The sequence below is a fragment of the Mitsuaria sp. RG genome, assembly GCF_028369275.1.
GTDB classification, from domain to species: domain Bacteria; phylum Pseudomonadota; class Gammaproteobacteria; order Pseudomonadales; family Pseudomonadaceae; genus Aquipseudomonas; species Aquipseudomonas peradeniyensis.
The window spans coordinates 47,288-65,814 of record NZ_JAQMYQ010000032.1; the positions used below are offsets into that span (position 1 = coordinate 47,288).

Genomic DNA, 18,527 nt, shown 5'->3' on the forward strand with positions numbered 1-18,527 from the left:
GAGACATTCAAAGTGCAAGAGCTGCTCGACTCCGTAAAGTCGCTGTCCACCAGGGAGCGCAAGGCATTGGCAGCCTTGCTCAAGCGCCAGGGTGTCAACCTCTACGGGGTCACCCCGATCTTCAGAAGGGACTCTGCGGACGGGGCAGCGCTTTCATACGCACAGCAGCGCCAGTGGTTCCTCTGGCAGCTCGATCCGCACAGCGCCGCCTACAACATTCCGGCGGCGCTGCGGCTCAAGGGCGCGCTGGATATCGAGGCGTTGCAGCGCAGCTTCGACAGCCTGGTGGCGCGCCACGAGACCCTGCGCACCACCTTCCGCCAGGAGGGTGACGGCGCGGTGCAGGTCGTCCATCCGCCCTTGCCGCTGGCATTGGCGGTTGAGCCGTTCGCGGTTGCCGATCCGGCAAATCTGGAAGCGGCCATCCGTGCACGGGTGGAGGCCGAGGTGCAGCAACCCTTCGACCTGCAACAGGGCCCACTGCTGCGGGTCAGGCTGCTGGTGCTGGGGTCTGATGAGCATGTGCTGATTCTCACCGTGCACCATATCGTCTCCGATGGCTGGTCCACGCCGATCCTGGTGGACGAGCTGATCCGTCTTTACCAAGGCTTGCGCCAGGGCTCGCCGGTTACCCTGGCTGAGCTGCCGATCCAGTACGCCGACTACGCGTTGTGGCAGCGCGACTGGATGGAAGCGGGCGAGCAGGAGCGCCAGCTCGGCTACTGGCGCCAGCAGCTGGCCGGCGAGCAGCCGCTGCTGGAGCTGCCCGTCGACCGTCCGCGGCCGTCGGTGCAGAACTTCCACGGCGCGCGCCTGGCCATCGATATCGATGCCTCCCTGGCCCAGGCGCTCAAGACCTTGGCGCGTCAGCAGGGGGTGACCCTGTTCATGCTGTTGCTGGCGTCGTTCCAGACGCTGCTGCACCGCTACAGCGGCCAGGCCGATATCCGTGTCGGCGTGCCGGTGGCCAACCGTGCCCGGGCCGAAACCCAGGGGCTGATCGGCTTCTTCGTCAACACCCAGGTGCTCAAGGCCGAGTTCGCGCCGCAGACCACCTTCACCGTGTTGCTGCAGCAGGTCCGCGAGGCCGCGCTGCAGGCCCAGGCGCATCAGGACCTGCCGTTCGAGCAACTGGTCGAGGCGCTGCAGCCCGAGCGCAGCATGAGCCACAACCCGCTGTTCCAGGTGCTGTTCAACCACCAGGCCGAAAGCCCGGGCATGGCCCGTCAGCTCGGCGAGCTGCAGGTCGAGGGCTTGAGCTGGGAAGGGCAGACCACCCAGTTCGACCTGATCCTCAACACCGCCGAACACGACGGCGGGCTGATCGCGGCACTGACCTACGCCACCTCGCTGTTCGACCCGGCCACGGTCGAGCGCATCGGCCGGCATTGGCGCAACCTGTTGCAGGGCATTTGCCAGGACCACGCGCAGCGTGTGGCGCAGTTGCCGTTGCTCGATGTGGCAGAGCAGGGCGAGTGGAAAGCTGATGTGCAGCAATATCCAGGCACGGCTTGTGCCCATGAGCTGATCGAGGCGCAGGCGGCACGTACGCCTGAGGCGGTCGCCGTGACCTTCGCCGGGCAGGCGCTGAGCTACGACCAGCTCAACCGCCGTGCCAACCGCCTGGCGCACAAGCTGCGTGAGCAGGGCGTGGGGCCGGATGTGCTGGTGGGCATCGCCGTGGAGCGCGGGTTCGAGATGATCGTCGGCCTGCTGGCGATCCTCAAGGCGGGTGGCGCCTATGTGCCGCTGGATCCGGAATACCCGCAGGACCGCCTGAGCTACATGATGGAAGACAGCGGTATTCAACTGTTGCTGACGCAAGGTCACCTGCTGGCGAATCTGCCCGTGCCGACGCAGGTCCGCAGCCTGAAGCTGGAAGACGATCTGGCTGGCTACAGCGATGAGAACCCTGCGCACCTGACTCAGCCGGACAATCTGGCCTACGTCATCTACACCTCGGGCTCGACCGGCAAGCCGAAAGGCACGCTGCTGCCGCACCACAACCTGCTGCGCCTGTTCAAGGCGACCGATGCCTGGTTCGGCTTCGGTCCGCAGGATGTATGGACGCTGTTCCACTCGTACGCCTTCGACTTCTCCGTCTGGGAGATCTTCGGTGCGCTGCTGCACGGCGGTCGTCTGGTGATCGTGCCGCGTGAAACCACGCGTTCGCCTGAAGACTTCCACCAGTTGCTGGTGGAGCAGGGCGTGACCGTGCTGAACCAGACCCCGTCGGCGTTCAAACCGCTGATGCGGGTGGCTTGTGACAGCTCTGCCGATCTGGCGCTGCGTTACGTGATCTTCGGCGGCGAAGCCCTGGATGTGGCGGCGTTGCAACCGTGGTTCGAGCGTTTCGGCGAGGACTGCGACAACCTGATCAACATGTACGGCATCACCGAGACCACGGTCCACGTGACCTACCGGCCGATCCGCTTCGCCGATACGCAGCAACCGGGCAGCCCGATCGGTGCGGCGATCCCGGACCTGTCGATGTATGTACTGGATGCCGATTTCAATCCGGTGGCCAAGGGCTGCACGGGCGAGCTGCACGTCGGCCACGCCGGCCTGGCCCGCGGTTACCACAACCGCGCTTCGCTGACTGCCGAACGCTTTGTGCCGGATCCGTTCTCCAGCGAAGGCGGGCGCCTGTACCGTACCGGCGACCTGGCGCGCTATCGCGGCCAGGACGTGATCGAATACGTGGGCCGGATCGACCATCAGGTGAAGATCCGTGGCTTCCGTATCGAACTGGGCGAGATCGAGGCACGCCTGCAAGAGCACGCTGCCGTGCGCGAAGTGTTGGTGCTGGATATCGACGGGGCAGGGGGCAAGCAACTGGCCGCTTACCTGATCGCCCAAGATGTAAATGCAGACCACGCAACGTTGCGTGACACGCTGAAACAGCACCTGAAAGCCAACCTGCCGGACTACATGGTCCCGACCCACTTCCTTGTGCTGGACCAGTGGCCGCTGACGGCCAACGGCAAGCTGGACCGCAAGGCCCTGCCGAAGCCGGACGCCAGCCAACTGCAACAAGGCTACGTGGCGCCACGCACGGCGCTGGAACAACAACTGGCCGCGATCTGGAGCGAAGTGCTGAAGGTCGAGCAGGTGGGTCTGCACGACAACTTCTTCGAGCTCGGTGGCCACTCGTTGCTGGCCACCCAAGTGACCTCGCGGATCCGCCAGCGCTTGGAGCTGGAAGTCCCGCTGCGCAGCCTGTTCGAGTCCGCCGACCTGCGGGCCTTCGCCCAGGCTGCCGGCCAGGGTTCGGCCAGCCAGGCGCCGGCGTTCACTGTCGTGGACCGCAGCCAGCCGCTGCCGTTGTCCTACGCCCAGCAACGCCAGTGGTTCCTCTGGCAGCTGGAGCCGGACAGCGCCGCCTACAACATTCCTTCGGCCCTGCGTCTGAAGGGCGAGCTGAACATCGAGGCCCTGCGCAGCAGCTTCGCCGCGCTGATTGCTCGTCATGAAACCCTGCGCACCACCTTCCATCAGGAAGGCGACCAAGCCTGGCAGCGCATCCACCTGGCCAGCGACTTCGACCTGGCCGTCGAAACGGTAAACGCCGAAGCCCTGCAGGCACGTATCGTCGAGGAAACCGCCCAGCCATTCGACCTGGAGCACGGCCCGCTGCTGCGCGCCCGCCTGCTGCGCCTGGCCGCCGACGAGCATGTGCTGGTGCTGACTCTGCACCATATCGTCGCCGACGGCTGGTCGATGCCGGTCATGGTCGATGAAGTGGTGCGCCTGTATGCCGCCCATTGCCAGGGCATTGCCCCGCAACTGCCGGCCCTGGCGTTCCAGTACGCCGACTATGCGGCCTGGCAGCGCCAGTGGATGGAAGCCGGCGAGCAGGCTCGCCAGCTCGACTACTGGCGCCGGCAGTTGGGTGATGAGCAACCGTTGCTGGAGCTGCCGACCGACCGTCCGCGGCCCCTGCAGCAGAACCACGCCGGCGCACGCCTGGACATCCGTCTGGAGCGCGAGCTGGTCGAGGCCCTCAAGGCTACCGCGCGGCAACAGGGCGTGACCCTGTTCATGCTGCTGCTGGCTTCGTTCCAGACGCTGCTGCACCGCCTCAGCGGGCAATCGCAGGTGCGCGTCGGCGTGCCGGTGGCCAACCGCAACCGGGCCGAGACCGAGGGCCTGATTGGCTTCTTCGTCAACACCCAGGTGCTCGACGCCCGCTTTGACCTGCGCACCACTTTCGCCGAGCTGCTGCAACAGGTCCGCCAGACCGCCGTGCAGGCCCAGGCGCACCAGGACCTGCCGTTCGAACAACTGGTCGAGGCGCTGCAGCCCGAGCGCAGCATGAGCCACAGCCCGCTGTTCCAGGTGTTGTTCAACCACAAGGCGGAAAATCCCGGCATGGCCCAGGAGCTGGCCGGGCTTCGGATCGAGGGGCTGGACTGGGAAGAGCGCACCGCCCAGTTCGACCTGGTGCTCAACACGGTCGAGCATGGCGCCGGGCTGAGCGCCATCCTGACCTATGCCACCGCGTTGTTCGACCCGGCCACGGCCGAGCGTCTGGGTGGGTACTGGCGCAACCTGCTGCAGGGCATCTGCCAGGACAGCGGCCAGCGCGTGGCGCAGTTGCCGTTGCTCGATGCGGCAGAGCTGGTCGAGCTGCAAGCGGATGTGCAGCGTTATCCAAGCGCCGAGTGCGCTCATGTGCTGATCGAGGCGCAGGCGGCACGTACGCCTGAGGCGATTGCCGTGGCCTTCGCCGGGCAGGCGCTGAGCTACGACCAGCTCAACCGCCGCGCCAACCGCCTGGCCCACAAGCTGCGCGAGCAGGGCGTGGGGCCGGATGTGCTGGTGGGCATCGCCGTGGAGCGCGGCTTCGAGATGATCGTCGTCCTGCTGGCGATTCTCAAGGCCGGGGGCGCCTATGTGCCGCTGGATCCGGAGTACCCGCAGGATCGCCTGAGCTACATGATGGAAGACAGCGGTATTCAACTGCTGCTGACTCAAGGTCATCTGTTGGCCGATCTGCCTGTACCGGCGCAGGTCCGCAGCCTGAAGCTGGAAGACGATCTGGCTGGCTACAGCGATCAGAACCCTGCGCACCTGACGCAGCCGGACAACCTTGCCTATGTGATCTACACCTCGGGCTCCACCGGCAAGCCAAAAGGCACCTTGCTGCCGCACCACAACCTGCTGCGCCTGTTCAAGGCCACCGATGCCTGGTTCGGCTTCGGTCCGCAGGATGTATGGACGCTGTTCCACTCGTATGCCTTCGACTTCTCGGTGTGGGAGATCTTCGGTGCGCTGCTGCACGGCGGTCGCCTGGTGATCGTGCCGCGTGAGGTGACCCGTTCGCCGGAAGACTTCCACCAGTTGCTGGTGGAGCAGGGCGTGACCGTGCTCAACCAGACCCCGTCGGCGTTCAAGCCGCTGATGCGAGTGGCCTGTGACAGTGCTGATGATCTGGCCCTGCGCTACGTGATCTTCGGTGGCGAGGCCCTGGATGTGGCGGCACTGCAACCGTGGTTCGAACGCTTTGGTGAAGACTGCGACAACCTGATCAACATGTACGGCATCACCGAGACCACGGTCCACGTGACCTATCGGCCAATCGGCTTTGCCGACACGCAACAGGCGGGTAGCCCGATCGGTGCGGCGATCCCGGACCTGTCGATGTATGTACTGGATGCCGATTTCAATCCGGTGGCCAAGGGCTGCACGGGCGAGCTGCACGTTGGCCATGCCGGCCTGGCCCGCGGTTACCACAACCGCGCTTCGCTGACTGCCGAACGCTTCGTGCCGGATCCGTTCTCCAGCGAAGGCGGGCGCCTGTACCGCACCGGTGACCTGGCGCGCTATCGCGGCCAGGAGGTGATCGAGTACGTGGGCCGGATCGATCATCAGGTGAAGATTCGCGGCTTCCGTATCGAACTGGGCGAGATCGAGGCACGCCTGCAAGAGCATGCCGCCGTGCGCGAAGTGCTGGTGCTGGATATCGACGGGGCAGGGGGCAAGCAACTGGCTGCCTACCTGATCGCTCAGGATCCATCCGCCGATCACGCAACGCTGCGCGACACGCTGAAACAGCACCTGAAAGCCAACCTCCCGGACTACATGGTTCCGACTCATTTCCTGGTGCTGGAACAGTGGCCGCTGACCGCCAACGGCAAGCTGGACCGCAAGGCCCTGCCCAAGCCGGACGCAAGCCAACTGCAACAAGGCTACGTGGCCCCGCGTACGGACCTGGAACAACAACTGGCCGCGATCTGGAGCGAAGTGCTGAAGGTCGAGCAGGTGGGGCTGCACGACAACTTCTTCGAACTCGGCGGCCACTCGCTACTGGCCACCCAGGTGACCTCGCGCATTCGCCAGCGCCTGAACCTGGAAGTTTCGCTGCGCAGCCTGTTCGAGTCCGCCGACCTGCAGGCCTTCGCCCAGGCTGCCGGCCAGGGTTCGGCCAGCCAGGCACCGGCGTTCACTGTCGTGGACCGCAGCCAACCGCTGCCGTTGTCCTATGCCCAGCAACGCCAGTGGTTCCTCTGGCAGCTGGAGCCTGAAAGCACCGCCTACCATATCCCCGCAGCCCTGCAACTGAAGGGCCGGATCAACCTGGAGGCGCTGCGCCAGGCCTTCGAAGCCCTGGTCGCGCGGCATGAGAGCCTGCGCACCACCTTCGAGCAACGGGGTGGCGAGGCACTACAGCATATCCAGGTGCCCACGACCTTCACCCTGGTGATGGAGTCGCTGCAGGACACCTCCACCGAGGCGGTCCGCGAACGCGTTGCCCGTGAGATCCAGCGCCCGTTCGACCTGACCCAGGGGCCGCTGCTGCGGGTACGCCTGCTGCGCCTGGCCGAGGACGAGCATGTGCTGGTGCTGACCCTGCACCATATCGTCGCCGATGGCTGGTCGATGCCGATCATGGTCGATGAGGTGGTGAGCGCCTACCTGGCCTTGAGCCAGGGCCGCCAGCCCGAGCTGCCGGCCCTGGCCGTGCAGTACGCCGACTATGCCGCCTGGCAGCGCCAGTGGATGGCGGCCGGCGAGCAGGCCCGCCAGCTCGATTACTGGCTGGCCCAGCTGGGCGGCGAGCACTATGTGCTGCAACTGCCCACCGATCACCCGCGCCCCACCGTGCAGAGCCACGCCGGACGCAGCCTCGCCATCGAGGTACCGGCGCCGCTGGTCCAGGCCCTGAAGGCCCAGGCGCGACAGCAAGGGTTGACGCTGTTCATGCTGCTGCTGGCCTCGTTCCAGAGCCTGCTGCACCGCCAGACCGGGCAGGCCGACATCCGCGTCGGCGTGCCGATCGCCAACCGCACCCGGGCCGAGACCGAGGGGCTGATCGGCTTCTTCGTCAACACCCAGGTGCTCAAGGCGCAGTTCGAGCTGCACACGACCTTCAGCGAGCTGCTGCAGCAGGTCAAGCACACTGCGCTGCAGGCCCAGGCCCACCAGGACCTGCCGTTCGAGCAACTGGTCGAGGCGCTGCAGCCAGAGCGCAGCCTGAGCCACAACCCGCTGTTCCAGGTGATGTTCAACCACCAGGCCCAGCGCCCGGACCAGGCCCGCGAGTTGCCGGGCTTGAGCATCGAAGGCCTGAGCTGGGGCAACCCCACGGCGCATCTGGACCTGGCCCTGGACACCTTTGAAAGCGAGGATGGCCTGGGCGCGACCCTGACCTACGTCAGCGACCTGTTCGAGCACGCCACCATCGAGCGCATGGCCGCGCACTGGCTCAACCTGCTGCAGGCGGTCAGCACCCAGCCGGCCCAGCGCATCGTCGAGCTGCCGCTGCTGGACGCGGCGCAGCGCCAGACCATCCTTGAGCAATGGAGCCGACACGAGGCGGTCTACCCCGACCAGCGCACCGTGCAGCAGTTGATCGCCGACCAGGCCGCGCGCACGCCGCAGGCCACGGCGCTGATCTGCGAAGGGCAGCAGCTCAGCTACCAGGCCCTGGACCAGCGCGCCAACCAGCTGGCCCACCGCCTGCGCCAGGAAGGCATCGGCCCGGACGTGCGCGTGGGCATCGCCCTGCCGCGCAGCCTGGACATGGTGGTCGGTCTACTGGCGGTGCTCAAGGCCGGCGGCGCCTATGTGCCGCTGGACCCCGACTACCCGCACGAGCGCCTGGCCTACATGATGGAGGACAGCGGCATCGTCCTGCTGCTTGGCCACAGCACGCAGTTGCAAGGCCTGGCGGTGGCGCCGCAGGTGCGCTGCCTGTGCCTGGACAGCGAACCCCTCGACGCCTGGCCAAACCATGCGCTGCCTGAACTGGGCGACCCCGACAACCTGGCGTACATCATGTACACCTCCGGCTCCACCGGCCGCCCCAAGGGCGTGGGCATCAGCGCCGCGGCCCTGAGCCGGCACGCCCATGTCGCCAAGGGCTTCTGCGGGCTGTCGGCGGCCGACCGGGTGCTGCAGTTCTCCACCTTCAACTTCGACGCCTTCGTCGAGCAGCTGTACCCGGCGCTGATCTGCGGCGCCAGCGTGGTGGTGCGTGGCCCGACGCTGTGGGACAGCGAGACCTTCTACCGCGAACTGGTGACCCAAGGCATCACCTTCGCCGACCTGCCGACCGCCTACTGGCACCTGCTGGCCAAGGACTTCGCGGCCAAGGGCCCGCGGGACTACGGCCAGCTGCGGCGCATCCACATGGGCGGCGAGGCCATGGCCGCCGATGCGGTGCTGGCCTGGCAACAGGCCGGGCTTGGCCATGTGCGCCTGCTCAACACCTACGGGCCGACCGAGGCCACCGTCAGTGTCATGAGCCATGACTGCAGCGCCTATGTCACCGGCGAGCAGCCCCTGCCGGTGCAGATCCCGATCGGCAAGGCCCTGGCCGGCCGCTCGATCCACCTGGTGGACGCCGACGGTGACCTGGCCCTGCCTGGGGCCATCGGCGAACTGCTGGTCGGTGGCGAATTGCTTGCCCGCGGCTATCACAACCGCCCGGGGTTGACTGCCGAGCGCTTCATCCCCGATCCGTTCGCCAGCACACCGGGTGGGCGTCTGTACCGTACCGGCGACCTGGCGCGCTACCGCGAGCAGGGTGTGGTCGAGTATGCCGGGCGCATCGACCATCAGGTGAAGATCCGCGGCTTCCGTATCGAACTGGGCGAGATCGAGGCACGTCTGCGCGAGCACCCGGCAGTGCGCGAGGTGCTGGTGGTCGATATCGACGGCCCGGGCGGCAAGCAGCTGGCCGCCTACCTGGTGCCCGACGCGATGCCCGAGGAGGACGCTGGCCTGCGCGCCGAACTGAAGGCGCACCTGGGTGCCAGCGTGCCGGACTACATGGTGCCGATGTACCTGGTGCTGCTCGAGCGCATGCCGCTGCTGCCCAACGGCAAGCTCGACCGCAAGGCGCTGCCGGCCCCCGATACCCGTCAGGCGCAGTCGGCCTACGTGGCCCCGGTCAGCGAGCTGGAACAGCAGCTGGCGGCGCTCTGGGCCGAGGTGCTGGAGGTCGAGCGGGTGGGCCTGATGGATGACTTCTTCGAGCTGGGCGGGCATTCGCTGCTGGCGGCCCAGCTGATTTCCAAGATCAACTCGGGCCTGGGGATCGACATCCCGCTGCGCCTGCTATTCGAGAAACCGCAATTGAATGATTTTGCCCAGGCCTGTGCCTCCACCGGCCTGTCGTTGAGCGAGGACGGCTTGTCCGATATCGAAAGAATGATGAATGAAATGGCGGGCGTCTGAGATGGACAAGAGCACAGCAGAACGTATCGCCAAGCGCTTTGTGGGCCTTGCCCTGGAGCAGCGTCGGCAGATCCTCGACAAGATGCGCGAGACCGGGCAGAGCTTTCGCCTGCTGCCGATCGCCGTCACCCGCCACGACAGCCCGCGCATCCCGCTGTCCTATGCCCAGCAGCGCATGCTGTTCCTCTGGCAGCTGGAGCCGCAGAGCAGTTTCTACAACGTGCCGATGGCAGTGCGCCTGAGCGGCTCGCTGAACCAGCAGGCCCTGGCCGAGGCCCTGGACGCGCTGGTGCGGCGTCACGAAAGCCTGCGCACGCGTTTTGTCTCTGAAGAGGGTGAGTTCCACCAGCAGGTCCTTGAGCAGTCGGGCGTGAGCCTGGAAGTGCGTGAGGTGCAGGCCGGGCCGGGCGAAGATCTCGAACAGTGCCTGCGCGGCGCGGTGCGCGAGGCGCTGGATGCGCCTTTCGACCTGCTCGAAGGGCCGCTGCTACGGGTCCGCTTGCTGCGCCTGGCGCCCAGCGAACATGTGCTGACGGTGTGCATGCACCATATCGTCTCCGACGGCTGGTCGGGCGAGCTGATGGTGCAGGAGTTCGTGCACCTGTACGAAGCGCTGTCCCAGGGTCGCGCTGCCGACCTGCCGCCGCTCGAGGTGCAGTACGCCGACTATGCCATCTGGCAGCGCGCCTGGCTCGAGGCCGGCGAGGGTGAGCGCCAGTTGCAGTACTGGAAGCAGCAGCTGGGAGATGAGCACCCGGTGCTGGAACTGCCGTTGGATCATGAGCGCCCGGCGCACCCCAGCTACCGCGGCGCGACCCTGCGCAGCGATGTGCCGGCGGCGTTGTCGGCCAAGCTCAAGGCCCAGGCGCGCAGCCAGGGCCAGACCGTGTTCATGCTGACCCTCGCGGCCCTGGCCGTGACCCTGGCGCGCTACAGCGGCCAGGCCGACATCCGCATCGGCGCGCCCAACGCCGGGCGCAACCGCAAGGAAGTCGAAGGCCTGATCGGCTTCTTCATCAACACCCAGGTGCTGCGGGTGCAGGTGGACGAGTGTCAGAGCGGCGCGGCCCTGCTGGAACAGGTGAAGCAGGCCGTCAGTGGAGCGCAGTCACATCAGGAACTGCCGTTCGAGCACCTGGTGGATGCCCTGGCGCCGGAGCGCTCGCTGGGCCACAACCCACTGTTCCAGGTGAAGATCAACCAGAACCTGGCCGACAGCGAAGCCGCCGCCCAGGCCCGGCAGACGCTGGGCGGCCTGAGCGTCAGCGGTTTTTCGGTCGAAGGCCGCGATGCCCGCTTCGACCTGGCCTTCGACTTCTCCGAAACGCCCGACGGCCTGCAAGGCTACTTCACCTACAGCACCGACCTGTTCGAAGCCGCGACCATCGAACGCATCGCTGCTTCGTTCCAGGCGGTGCTGCGCACCCTCGTGGAGCATCCTGAGGCGGCGCTGTTCGAGCATCCCGATACCCAGGCCGCGCAGGTCGAGGCCAACCTCCGGGACTGGTCGCAGCCGGACTTCCTCGCCCTGTGGCGCCAAGGCCTGCAGGCCGGTGCCGGGCAGCCGGCGCTGCGCGCGGGTGATCGCATGGTCAGCTACATGGAGCTGGAGCAGCAGGCCAACCGCTTCGCCCACTATCTGAAGGCGCAGGGCATCGCCCCGGGCATGACCGTGGCGCTGTGCCAGGAACGCTCCATCGAGTGGGTGACCAGCCTGCTGGCCGTGCTCAAGCTGGGCGCGGTGTACCTGCCGCTGGACAGCCGCCAGCCCGCCGAACGCCTGCAGCAACTGCTGCAGGGCAGTGGCGCGCGGTTGCTGGTGCATGCCCTGGGCGATGCCCAGGCGGCGGGGCTCGGCGTATGCCCGGCGCTGGCTTTTGACGCGGCGCAGCACGCAGACTGCAGCGACCAGCCGCCGGCGGTACACATCGAACCGCAGCAAGCGGCGTACATCATCTACACCTCGGGTTCCACCGGGCAGCCCAAGGGCGTGGTGATCAGCCACGGCGCGCTGGCCAACTACCTGCAGGGCGTGCTGCAACGCCTCGACCTGCAACCCGGCGCCAGCCTGGCGATGGTCTCCACCGTGGCCGCGGACCTCGGTCACACCGTGCTGTTCGGCGCGCTGGCCTCGGGCCGGCTGCTGCACCTGCTGGGCCACGACCAGGGCTTCGACCCGGACGGCTTTGCCAGCTACATGGCCGAGCACCGGGTCGATGTGCTGAAGATCGTGCCCAGTCATCTGCAAGGCCTGCTGCAGGCCGCGCAGCCTGAGCGGGTGTTGCCCGAACAGCTGCTGATCCTTGGCGGCGAAGCCAGCTCCTGGGCCCTGATCGAGCAGGTCCGGCGCCTGAAGCCCGGTTGCCGGATCATCAACCACTACGGTCCGACCGAGACCACCGTGGGCATCCTCACCCACGAAGTCGGCGAACGCCTGCCCGGCTGGCGCAGCGTGCCGGTGGGTCGACCATTGGATAACGGCCAGGCGCGGGTGCTGGATGCCTACCTCAACCCGCTGCCCGAGCGGGTGGCCGGCGAGCTGTACCTGGGTGGCCAGGGCTTGGCCCAGGGCTATGTCGGCCAGCCGGGCCTGACCGCCGAGCGGTTCGTCCCCGATCCCTTTGGCCACAACGGCGAGCGGCTGTACCGTGCCGGTGACCGCGCGCGCCTGGATCAGGGCGTGCTGGAGTACCTGGGCCGTGGCGACGACCAGGTGAAGATCCGCGGCTACCGGGTCGAGCCGGGCGAGGTCGGCCAGGTGCTGCAAGGCCTGCCCGGCGTCGGCGAGGCCGTGGTGCTGGCGCTGCCCCTGGACAGCGATCCGACGCGCCTGCAACTGGTGGCCTGGGCCGTGCCGGCGGCGGGCGTGGAGCTGCAGGCCGAGGCGTTGCGCCAGGCCCTGCAGGCGCGCCTGCCGGAGTACCTGATGCCGGCTCAAGTGCTGTTGCTCGAGCGCCTGCCGCTGACCGCCAACGGCAAGCTGGACAAAAAGGCGCTGCCCAAACCGGGAGTGGCCAGGCAGCGCTACACCGCGCCGGTGGGCGAAATCGAGGAGAAACTTGCCGCGATCTGGTGCGAAGTGCTCAAGCGCGAGCAAGTGGGCAGCACCGATAACTTCTTCGAGATGGGCGGCGATTCCATCCTCAGCCTGCAGATCATCGCCCGGGCCAAGCGCCAGGGCATCAAGCTGAGCCCCAAGCAGTTGTTCGAGAAGCAGACCATCGGCCAACTGGCGGCGGTGGCCAAGCTGATCGAGAAGAAACCGGCGGCCGAGGTGGTCGAGCAGGTCAGCGGCAGTCTGCCGTTGCTGCCGATCCAGGCGCGTTTCTTCGGCACCGCGATTCCCCAGCGTCACCACTGGAACCAGGCGGTGCTGCTGAGCCCGCGCCAGCCGTTGACGGTGGCGTTGCTGCAGCCCGCGCTCAAGCTGCTGGTGGCGCAGCACGACGCCTTGCGCCTGCGATTCAGCGAAGACCAGGGGCAGTGGCAGGGGCAGTTCGCGCCGGTCGATGCACAGCAGTTGCTGTGGGTGCATCAGCTTGACGATGCCGCGCGCCTGCCGGAGCTGGCCGATGAGGCCCAGCGCAGCCTGGACCTGAAGCATGGCCCGCTGCTGCGGGTGGTGCTGATCGACCTGCCCGAAGGCCAGCAGCGTCTGTTGGTGGTGATTCATCACCTGGTGGTCGACGGCGTGTCCTGGCGCGTCCTGCTCGAAGACCTGCAGGCGGCCTGCCAGGCCCTGGCGGCCGGCAAGACGCCGGTACTGCCGGCCAAGAGCAGCTCGCTCAAGGCCTGGGCCGAGCACCTGCGCGAGCATGCCCGCAGCCCCGCGCTGGTGGCCGAGTTGGCCTACTGGCAGGCGCAGTTGCAGGGTGTCAGCGACGCCCTGCCTGGGGCGAACCCTGAGGGCGGCCAGCAGCGCAAGCATGAGATCTCGGTGCGCACCCGACTGAACGCCGAGCTGACCCGGCAACTGCTGCAAGAGGCGCCAGCCGCCTACCGCACCCAGGTCAACGACCTGCTGCTGACGGCGCTGGCCCGGGTCATCCGCCGCTGGACCGGCGAGGCGCATGCGCTGATCCGCCTGGAAGGCCACGGCCGTGAAGACCTGTTTGACGACCTCGACATCACCCGCACGGTGGGTTGGTTCAGCAGCCTGTATCCATTGAAACTGACCCCGGCAAGCGAGATGGGCGCGTCGATCATGGCGGTCAAGGAGCAGCTGCGCGCAGTGCCGGCCAAGGGTATCGGCTACGGCGTGCTGCGCTACCTGGGCGACGAGCAGGCCCGCCAGACCCTCGGCGCATCGGCCCAGGGCAGCATCGTGTTCAACTACCTGGGGCAGTTCGACGGCAGCTTCGACAGCGAGCAAGGCCTGTTCGTCCCGGCGCCGGAAGGCGCGGGGCAGGGGCAGAGCCCGGAGGCGCCGCTGGGCAGCCTGCTCAGCATCGATGGCCAGGTTTACGCCGGCGAGCTGGCCCTGGACTGGAGCTTCAGCAGCGCCGTGTTCGAGCGCGGACAGATCCAGCGCCTGGCCGACGAATACGCCGAGGAACTGCGCCTGCTGATCGCCCATTGCACCACCGCTGGCGTGGCGGGCGTGACGCCGTCGGACTTCCCGCTGGCCCGCCTTGACCAGCGCCAGCTGGCGGCGTTGCCGGTGGCCGCGAGCAATATCGAGGACATCTACCCGTTGTCGCCGATGCAGCAGGGCATGCTGTTCCACAGCCTCTACGAGCAGGCGGCGGGCAACTACATCAACCAGCTGCGGGTCGAGGTGCAGGGCCTGGATGTGCCGCGCTTCGTCGCGGCCTGGCAGGCCACCCTGGACAGCCACGAGGTACTGCGCAGCAGCTTTGTCAGCGGTTACGACCAGTCGCTGCAGGTCGTCCTGCGCGAGGCACGCCTGCCGCTGGTGGAGCTGGACTGGCGCGACCAGGCCGACCTGCCTACGGCGTTGCAGGCCTGGGCCGAGGCCGACCTGCGCGCCGGCTTCGACCTCGCCTGCGGCCCGCTGCTGCGCCTGGCGGTGATCCGTACCGGCGAGCAGCACTACCAGCTGGTGTTGACCAACCACCATATCCTGCTGGATGGCTGGAGCAGCTCGCGGCTGTTCGGCGAGGTGCTGCAGCGTTACGCCGGTGTTGTGCCTGCGGCCAAGACCAGCCGTTACCGCGACTATATCCAGTGGCTGCAACGCCAGGACCAGACAGTCAGCGAGCGCTTCTGGCGCGAGCGCACCGCCGGCTTGAACGAACCCACCCGGCTGGCCCAGGCGTTCCGCTCCGAGGCTCATGGGCAGGGACAGGGTGAATATCCGGTGCTGCTCGACCCGCAACGCACCCAGCGCCTGGGCGAGTTTGCCCGGGAACAGCGGGTCACCCTTAACACTCTGGTCCAGGCGGCCTGGCTGCTGCTGTTGCAGCGCTATACCGGGCAGTCCAGCGTGACCTTCGGCGCCACCGTGGCAGGTCGCCCGGCCGAGTTGCCGGGTGTCGAGGAGCAGCTGGGGCTGTTCATCAACACCCTGCCGGTGATCGCCAGCCCGCGCCCGGAACAGACCGTGGGCGACTGGGTGCAGCAGGTCCAGGCGCTGAACCTGGCCTTGCGCGAGCATGAGCACACGCCGCTGTACGAGATCCAGCGCTGGGCCGGCTGGAGCGGCGAGGCGCTGTTCGACAATATCCTGGTGTTCGAAAACTATCCGGTGTCCGAGGCGCTTCAAGCCGGTGCGCCTCAGGAACTGGCATTTGGCGAAGTGGTCAGCCAGGAGCAGACCAACTATCCGCTGACCCTGGTGGCACAGGTGGGTGACAGGCTGCTGGCCAGCTTCAAGTTTGATCGAGCCAGTTATGCCGAATCGGCCGTCGAACAGTTGGCGGCGCACTTCGTCGAGCTGCTGGAAGGATTGGCGGACTCGTCGCAGCGGGCGCTGGGTGACCTGGCCTTGAGCGGGGCGGCGGAGCAGGAGATTGCCAGTTTCCCGAGCGAAGCCTGTGCTCATGTGCTGATCGAAGCGCAGGCGGCGCGCACGCCTGAAGCAGTCGCCGTGACCTTCGCCGGGCAGTCGCTGAGCTACGACCAGCTTAACCGCCGCGCCAACCGCCTGGCGCACAAGCTGCGCGAGCAGGGCGTGGGGCCGGATGTGCTGGTGGGCATCGCGGTGGAGCGCGGCTTCGAGATGATCGTCGGCCTGCTGGCGATCCTCAAGGCGGGTGGCGCCTATGTGCCGCTGGATCCTGAATATCCGCAGGACCGCCTGAGCTACATGATGGAAGACAGCGGCATTCAACTGCTGCTGACTCAAGGTCACTTGCTGGCTGATTTGCCTGTGCCAGCGCAGGTTCGCAGCCTGAAGCTGGAAGATGATCTGGCCGGTTACAGCGATGAGAATCCCGAGCACCTGAGCCAGCCGGATAACCTGGCCTACGTGATCTACACCTCGGGCTCGACCGGCAAGCCGAAAGGCACGCTGCTGCCGCATCACAACCTGCTGCGCCTGTTCAAGGCCACCGATGCCTGGTTCGGCTTTGGCCAGCAGGATGTATGGACGCTGTTCCACTCGTACGCCTTCGACTTCTCCGTTTGGGAGATCTTCGGTGCGCTGCTGCACGGCGGTCGCCTGGTGATCGTGCCGCGTGAAACCACGCGCTCGCCGGAAGATTTCCACCAACTGCTGGTGGAGCAGGGCGTGACCGTGCTCAACCAGACCCCGTCGGCGTTCAAGCCGCTGATGCGGGCGGCCTGTGACAGCACTGCCGATCTGGCGCTGCGCTACGTGATCTTCGGTGGTGAAGCCCTGGATGTGGCCGCGCTGCAACCGTGGTTCGAGCGCTTCGGCGAGGACTGCGACAACCTGATCAACATGTACGGCATCACCGAGACCACGGTCCACGTGACCTACCGGCCGATCCGCTTCGCCGATACGCAGCAACCGGGCAGCCCGATCGGTGCGGCGATCCCGGACCTGTCGATGTATGTACTGGATGCCGATTTCAATCCGGTGGCCAAGGGCTGCACGGGCGAGCTGCACGTCGGCCAAGCCGGCCTGGCGCGCGGTTACCACAACCGTGCCTCGCTGACCGCCGAACGCTTCGTACCGGATCCGTTCTCCAGCGAAGGCGGACGTCTGTACCGCACCGGCGACCTGGCCCGTTATCGCGGCCAGGACGTGATCGAATACGTGGGCCGGATCGACCATCAGGTGAAGATCCGTGGCTTCCGTATCGAACTGGGCGAAATCGAGGCACGCCTGCAAGAGCATGCCGCCGTACGCGAAGTGCTGGTGCTGGATATCGACGGGGCAGGGGGCAAGCAACTGGCCGCTTACCTGATCGCCCAAGATGTAAATGCAGACCACGCAGCGTTGCGTGACACGCTGAAACAGCACCTGAAAGCCAATCTGCCGGACTACATGGTCCCCACGCACTTCCTGGTGCTGGACCAGTGGCCGCTGACGGCCAACGGCAAGCTGGACCGCAAGGCCTTGCCGAAGCCGGACGCCAGCCAACTGCAACAAGGCTACGTGGCGCCACGTACGGAGCTGGAGCAACAGCTGGCGGCGATCTGGAGCGAAGTGCTGAAGGTCGAGCAGGTGGGTCTGCACGACAACTTCTTCGAACTGGGCGGTCACTCGCTGCTGGTGATCACCTTGGTAAACCGGGTGCGCGAAGCCTTCGCCACCAACATCAGCCTGCATGAGTTCATGCTGATGGCGAGCTTCGAGGAACTGGCGAACTTCATCGGTGGCGGCAAGGATCGCCTGAAATCGTCGGTGATCAACCTCAACGGTTGCCAACTGCAGCGTCCGGCGCTGTTCTGCCTGCCGCCGGGCGGTGGCGGTGCCTATGCCTACTACCCGCTGGCCAGCCGCCTGGCCGACGAGCGTCCGGTGTATGGCCTGGTCAACAAGTGCTACGCCGAGCCGGGCTGGGTGGACGAGTCCTGGGAGGCGATGGTCGGCTACTACGTCGAGCAGATTCGTCGTACCCAGGCCAATGGCCCTTACCATTTGCTGGGCTGGTCCCTGGGCGGCGCCCTGGCGCTGGAGGTGGCTCACGCCCTGGAGCAGGCAGGCCAGGAAGTGGGCTTCGTCGGCCTGGTCGATACCCTGCTGCCGAAGGACGTGTCCGGCCTTGAGGCCGAGCCCGTCGAGGTGGTGCAGGTGGCGCGGGCGGACGAGAGCCTGCTGCGGGGGCTGCTGGCTTTCGCTCCGGGTGTTGGTGAAGCCCGTATCGTCGGCTTTATCGATGAGGCCGGGCGTCTGCCTGCCGGGGTCGACAGGACCGAGTGGGTCATCGAGCAGGTGGCCGCTGCGGGGGGCGTCAGTGCCGAGCGGCTGCGGGCCATTCACGAGGATGTGCATCTGCAGCGGGAGATCGTTGATGGTTTCGCTGTCCTTGATCGCAACGTCGAACTGAGCCAGGCGTTTCGCCTGCGGCCGCTGGCGGTCCGGGTGGATTGCTGGTGGGCCAGCGAGAGTCGTAGCCTGGAGCGGGTGCGTATGGGGGAGGCGGGGTTGCTGGCGCAGGCTTCGGTCAACGGGTTGGCCAGTTCTACGGTGATCGCTGATGGGCATGAGGGGATTATCAATGCCGTGGCGTTTGTCGATGGGCTGGTGGGGCGGTTGGCTGGTAAGGCTTGATGGGTGATTGGGGGCGGGTGGGGCGTTGGGTTCTACCCGTTATTCTTGTGTATCTCGTCCTTCTGTCTTGCGATGGCATCTGAGTTGCTAGAACTTTTAAAGCTATTGTTGGCTGGTTTTGAAAGTTGTATGTGCATTCATTTAAGATGTCGACGCTTATTCACCTTTCCGCCCTTACGGCGGGTTACTTTGGTCTTGG

General features: G+C 66.6%; 2 protein-coding genes. Both read left to right on the forward strand.

Features of this window, described 5'->3' with window-relative positions; all coding sequences use genetic code 11:
• The first annotated feature begins 12 nt into the window (after positions 1-12).
• On the forward strand, positions 13-9,684 hold the full coding sequence (locus POF53_RS17880) for an amino acid adenylation domain-containing protein (RefSeq protein WP_498968781.1): 9,672 nt from the start codon (positions 13-15) through the stop codon (positions 9,682-9,684).
• Position 9,685: 1 nt separating this feature from the next.
• Positions 9,686-18,328: an amino acid adenylation domain-containing protein gene (locus POF53_RS17885; protein WP_498968783.1), complete on the forward strand. Its 8,643-nt coding sequence runs from the start codon at positions 9,686-9,688 to the stop codon at positions 18,326-18,328.
• Positions 18,329-18,527: the final 199 nt, after the last annotated feature.

Coding starts and splice junctions, on each gene's coding strand:
- POF53_RS17885 (WP_498968783.1), top strand. CDS start 9,686: ATGGACAAGAGCACAGCAGAACGTATCGCCAAGCGCTTTGTGGGCCTT.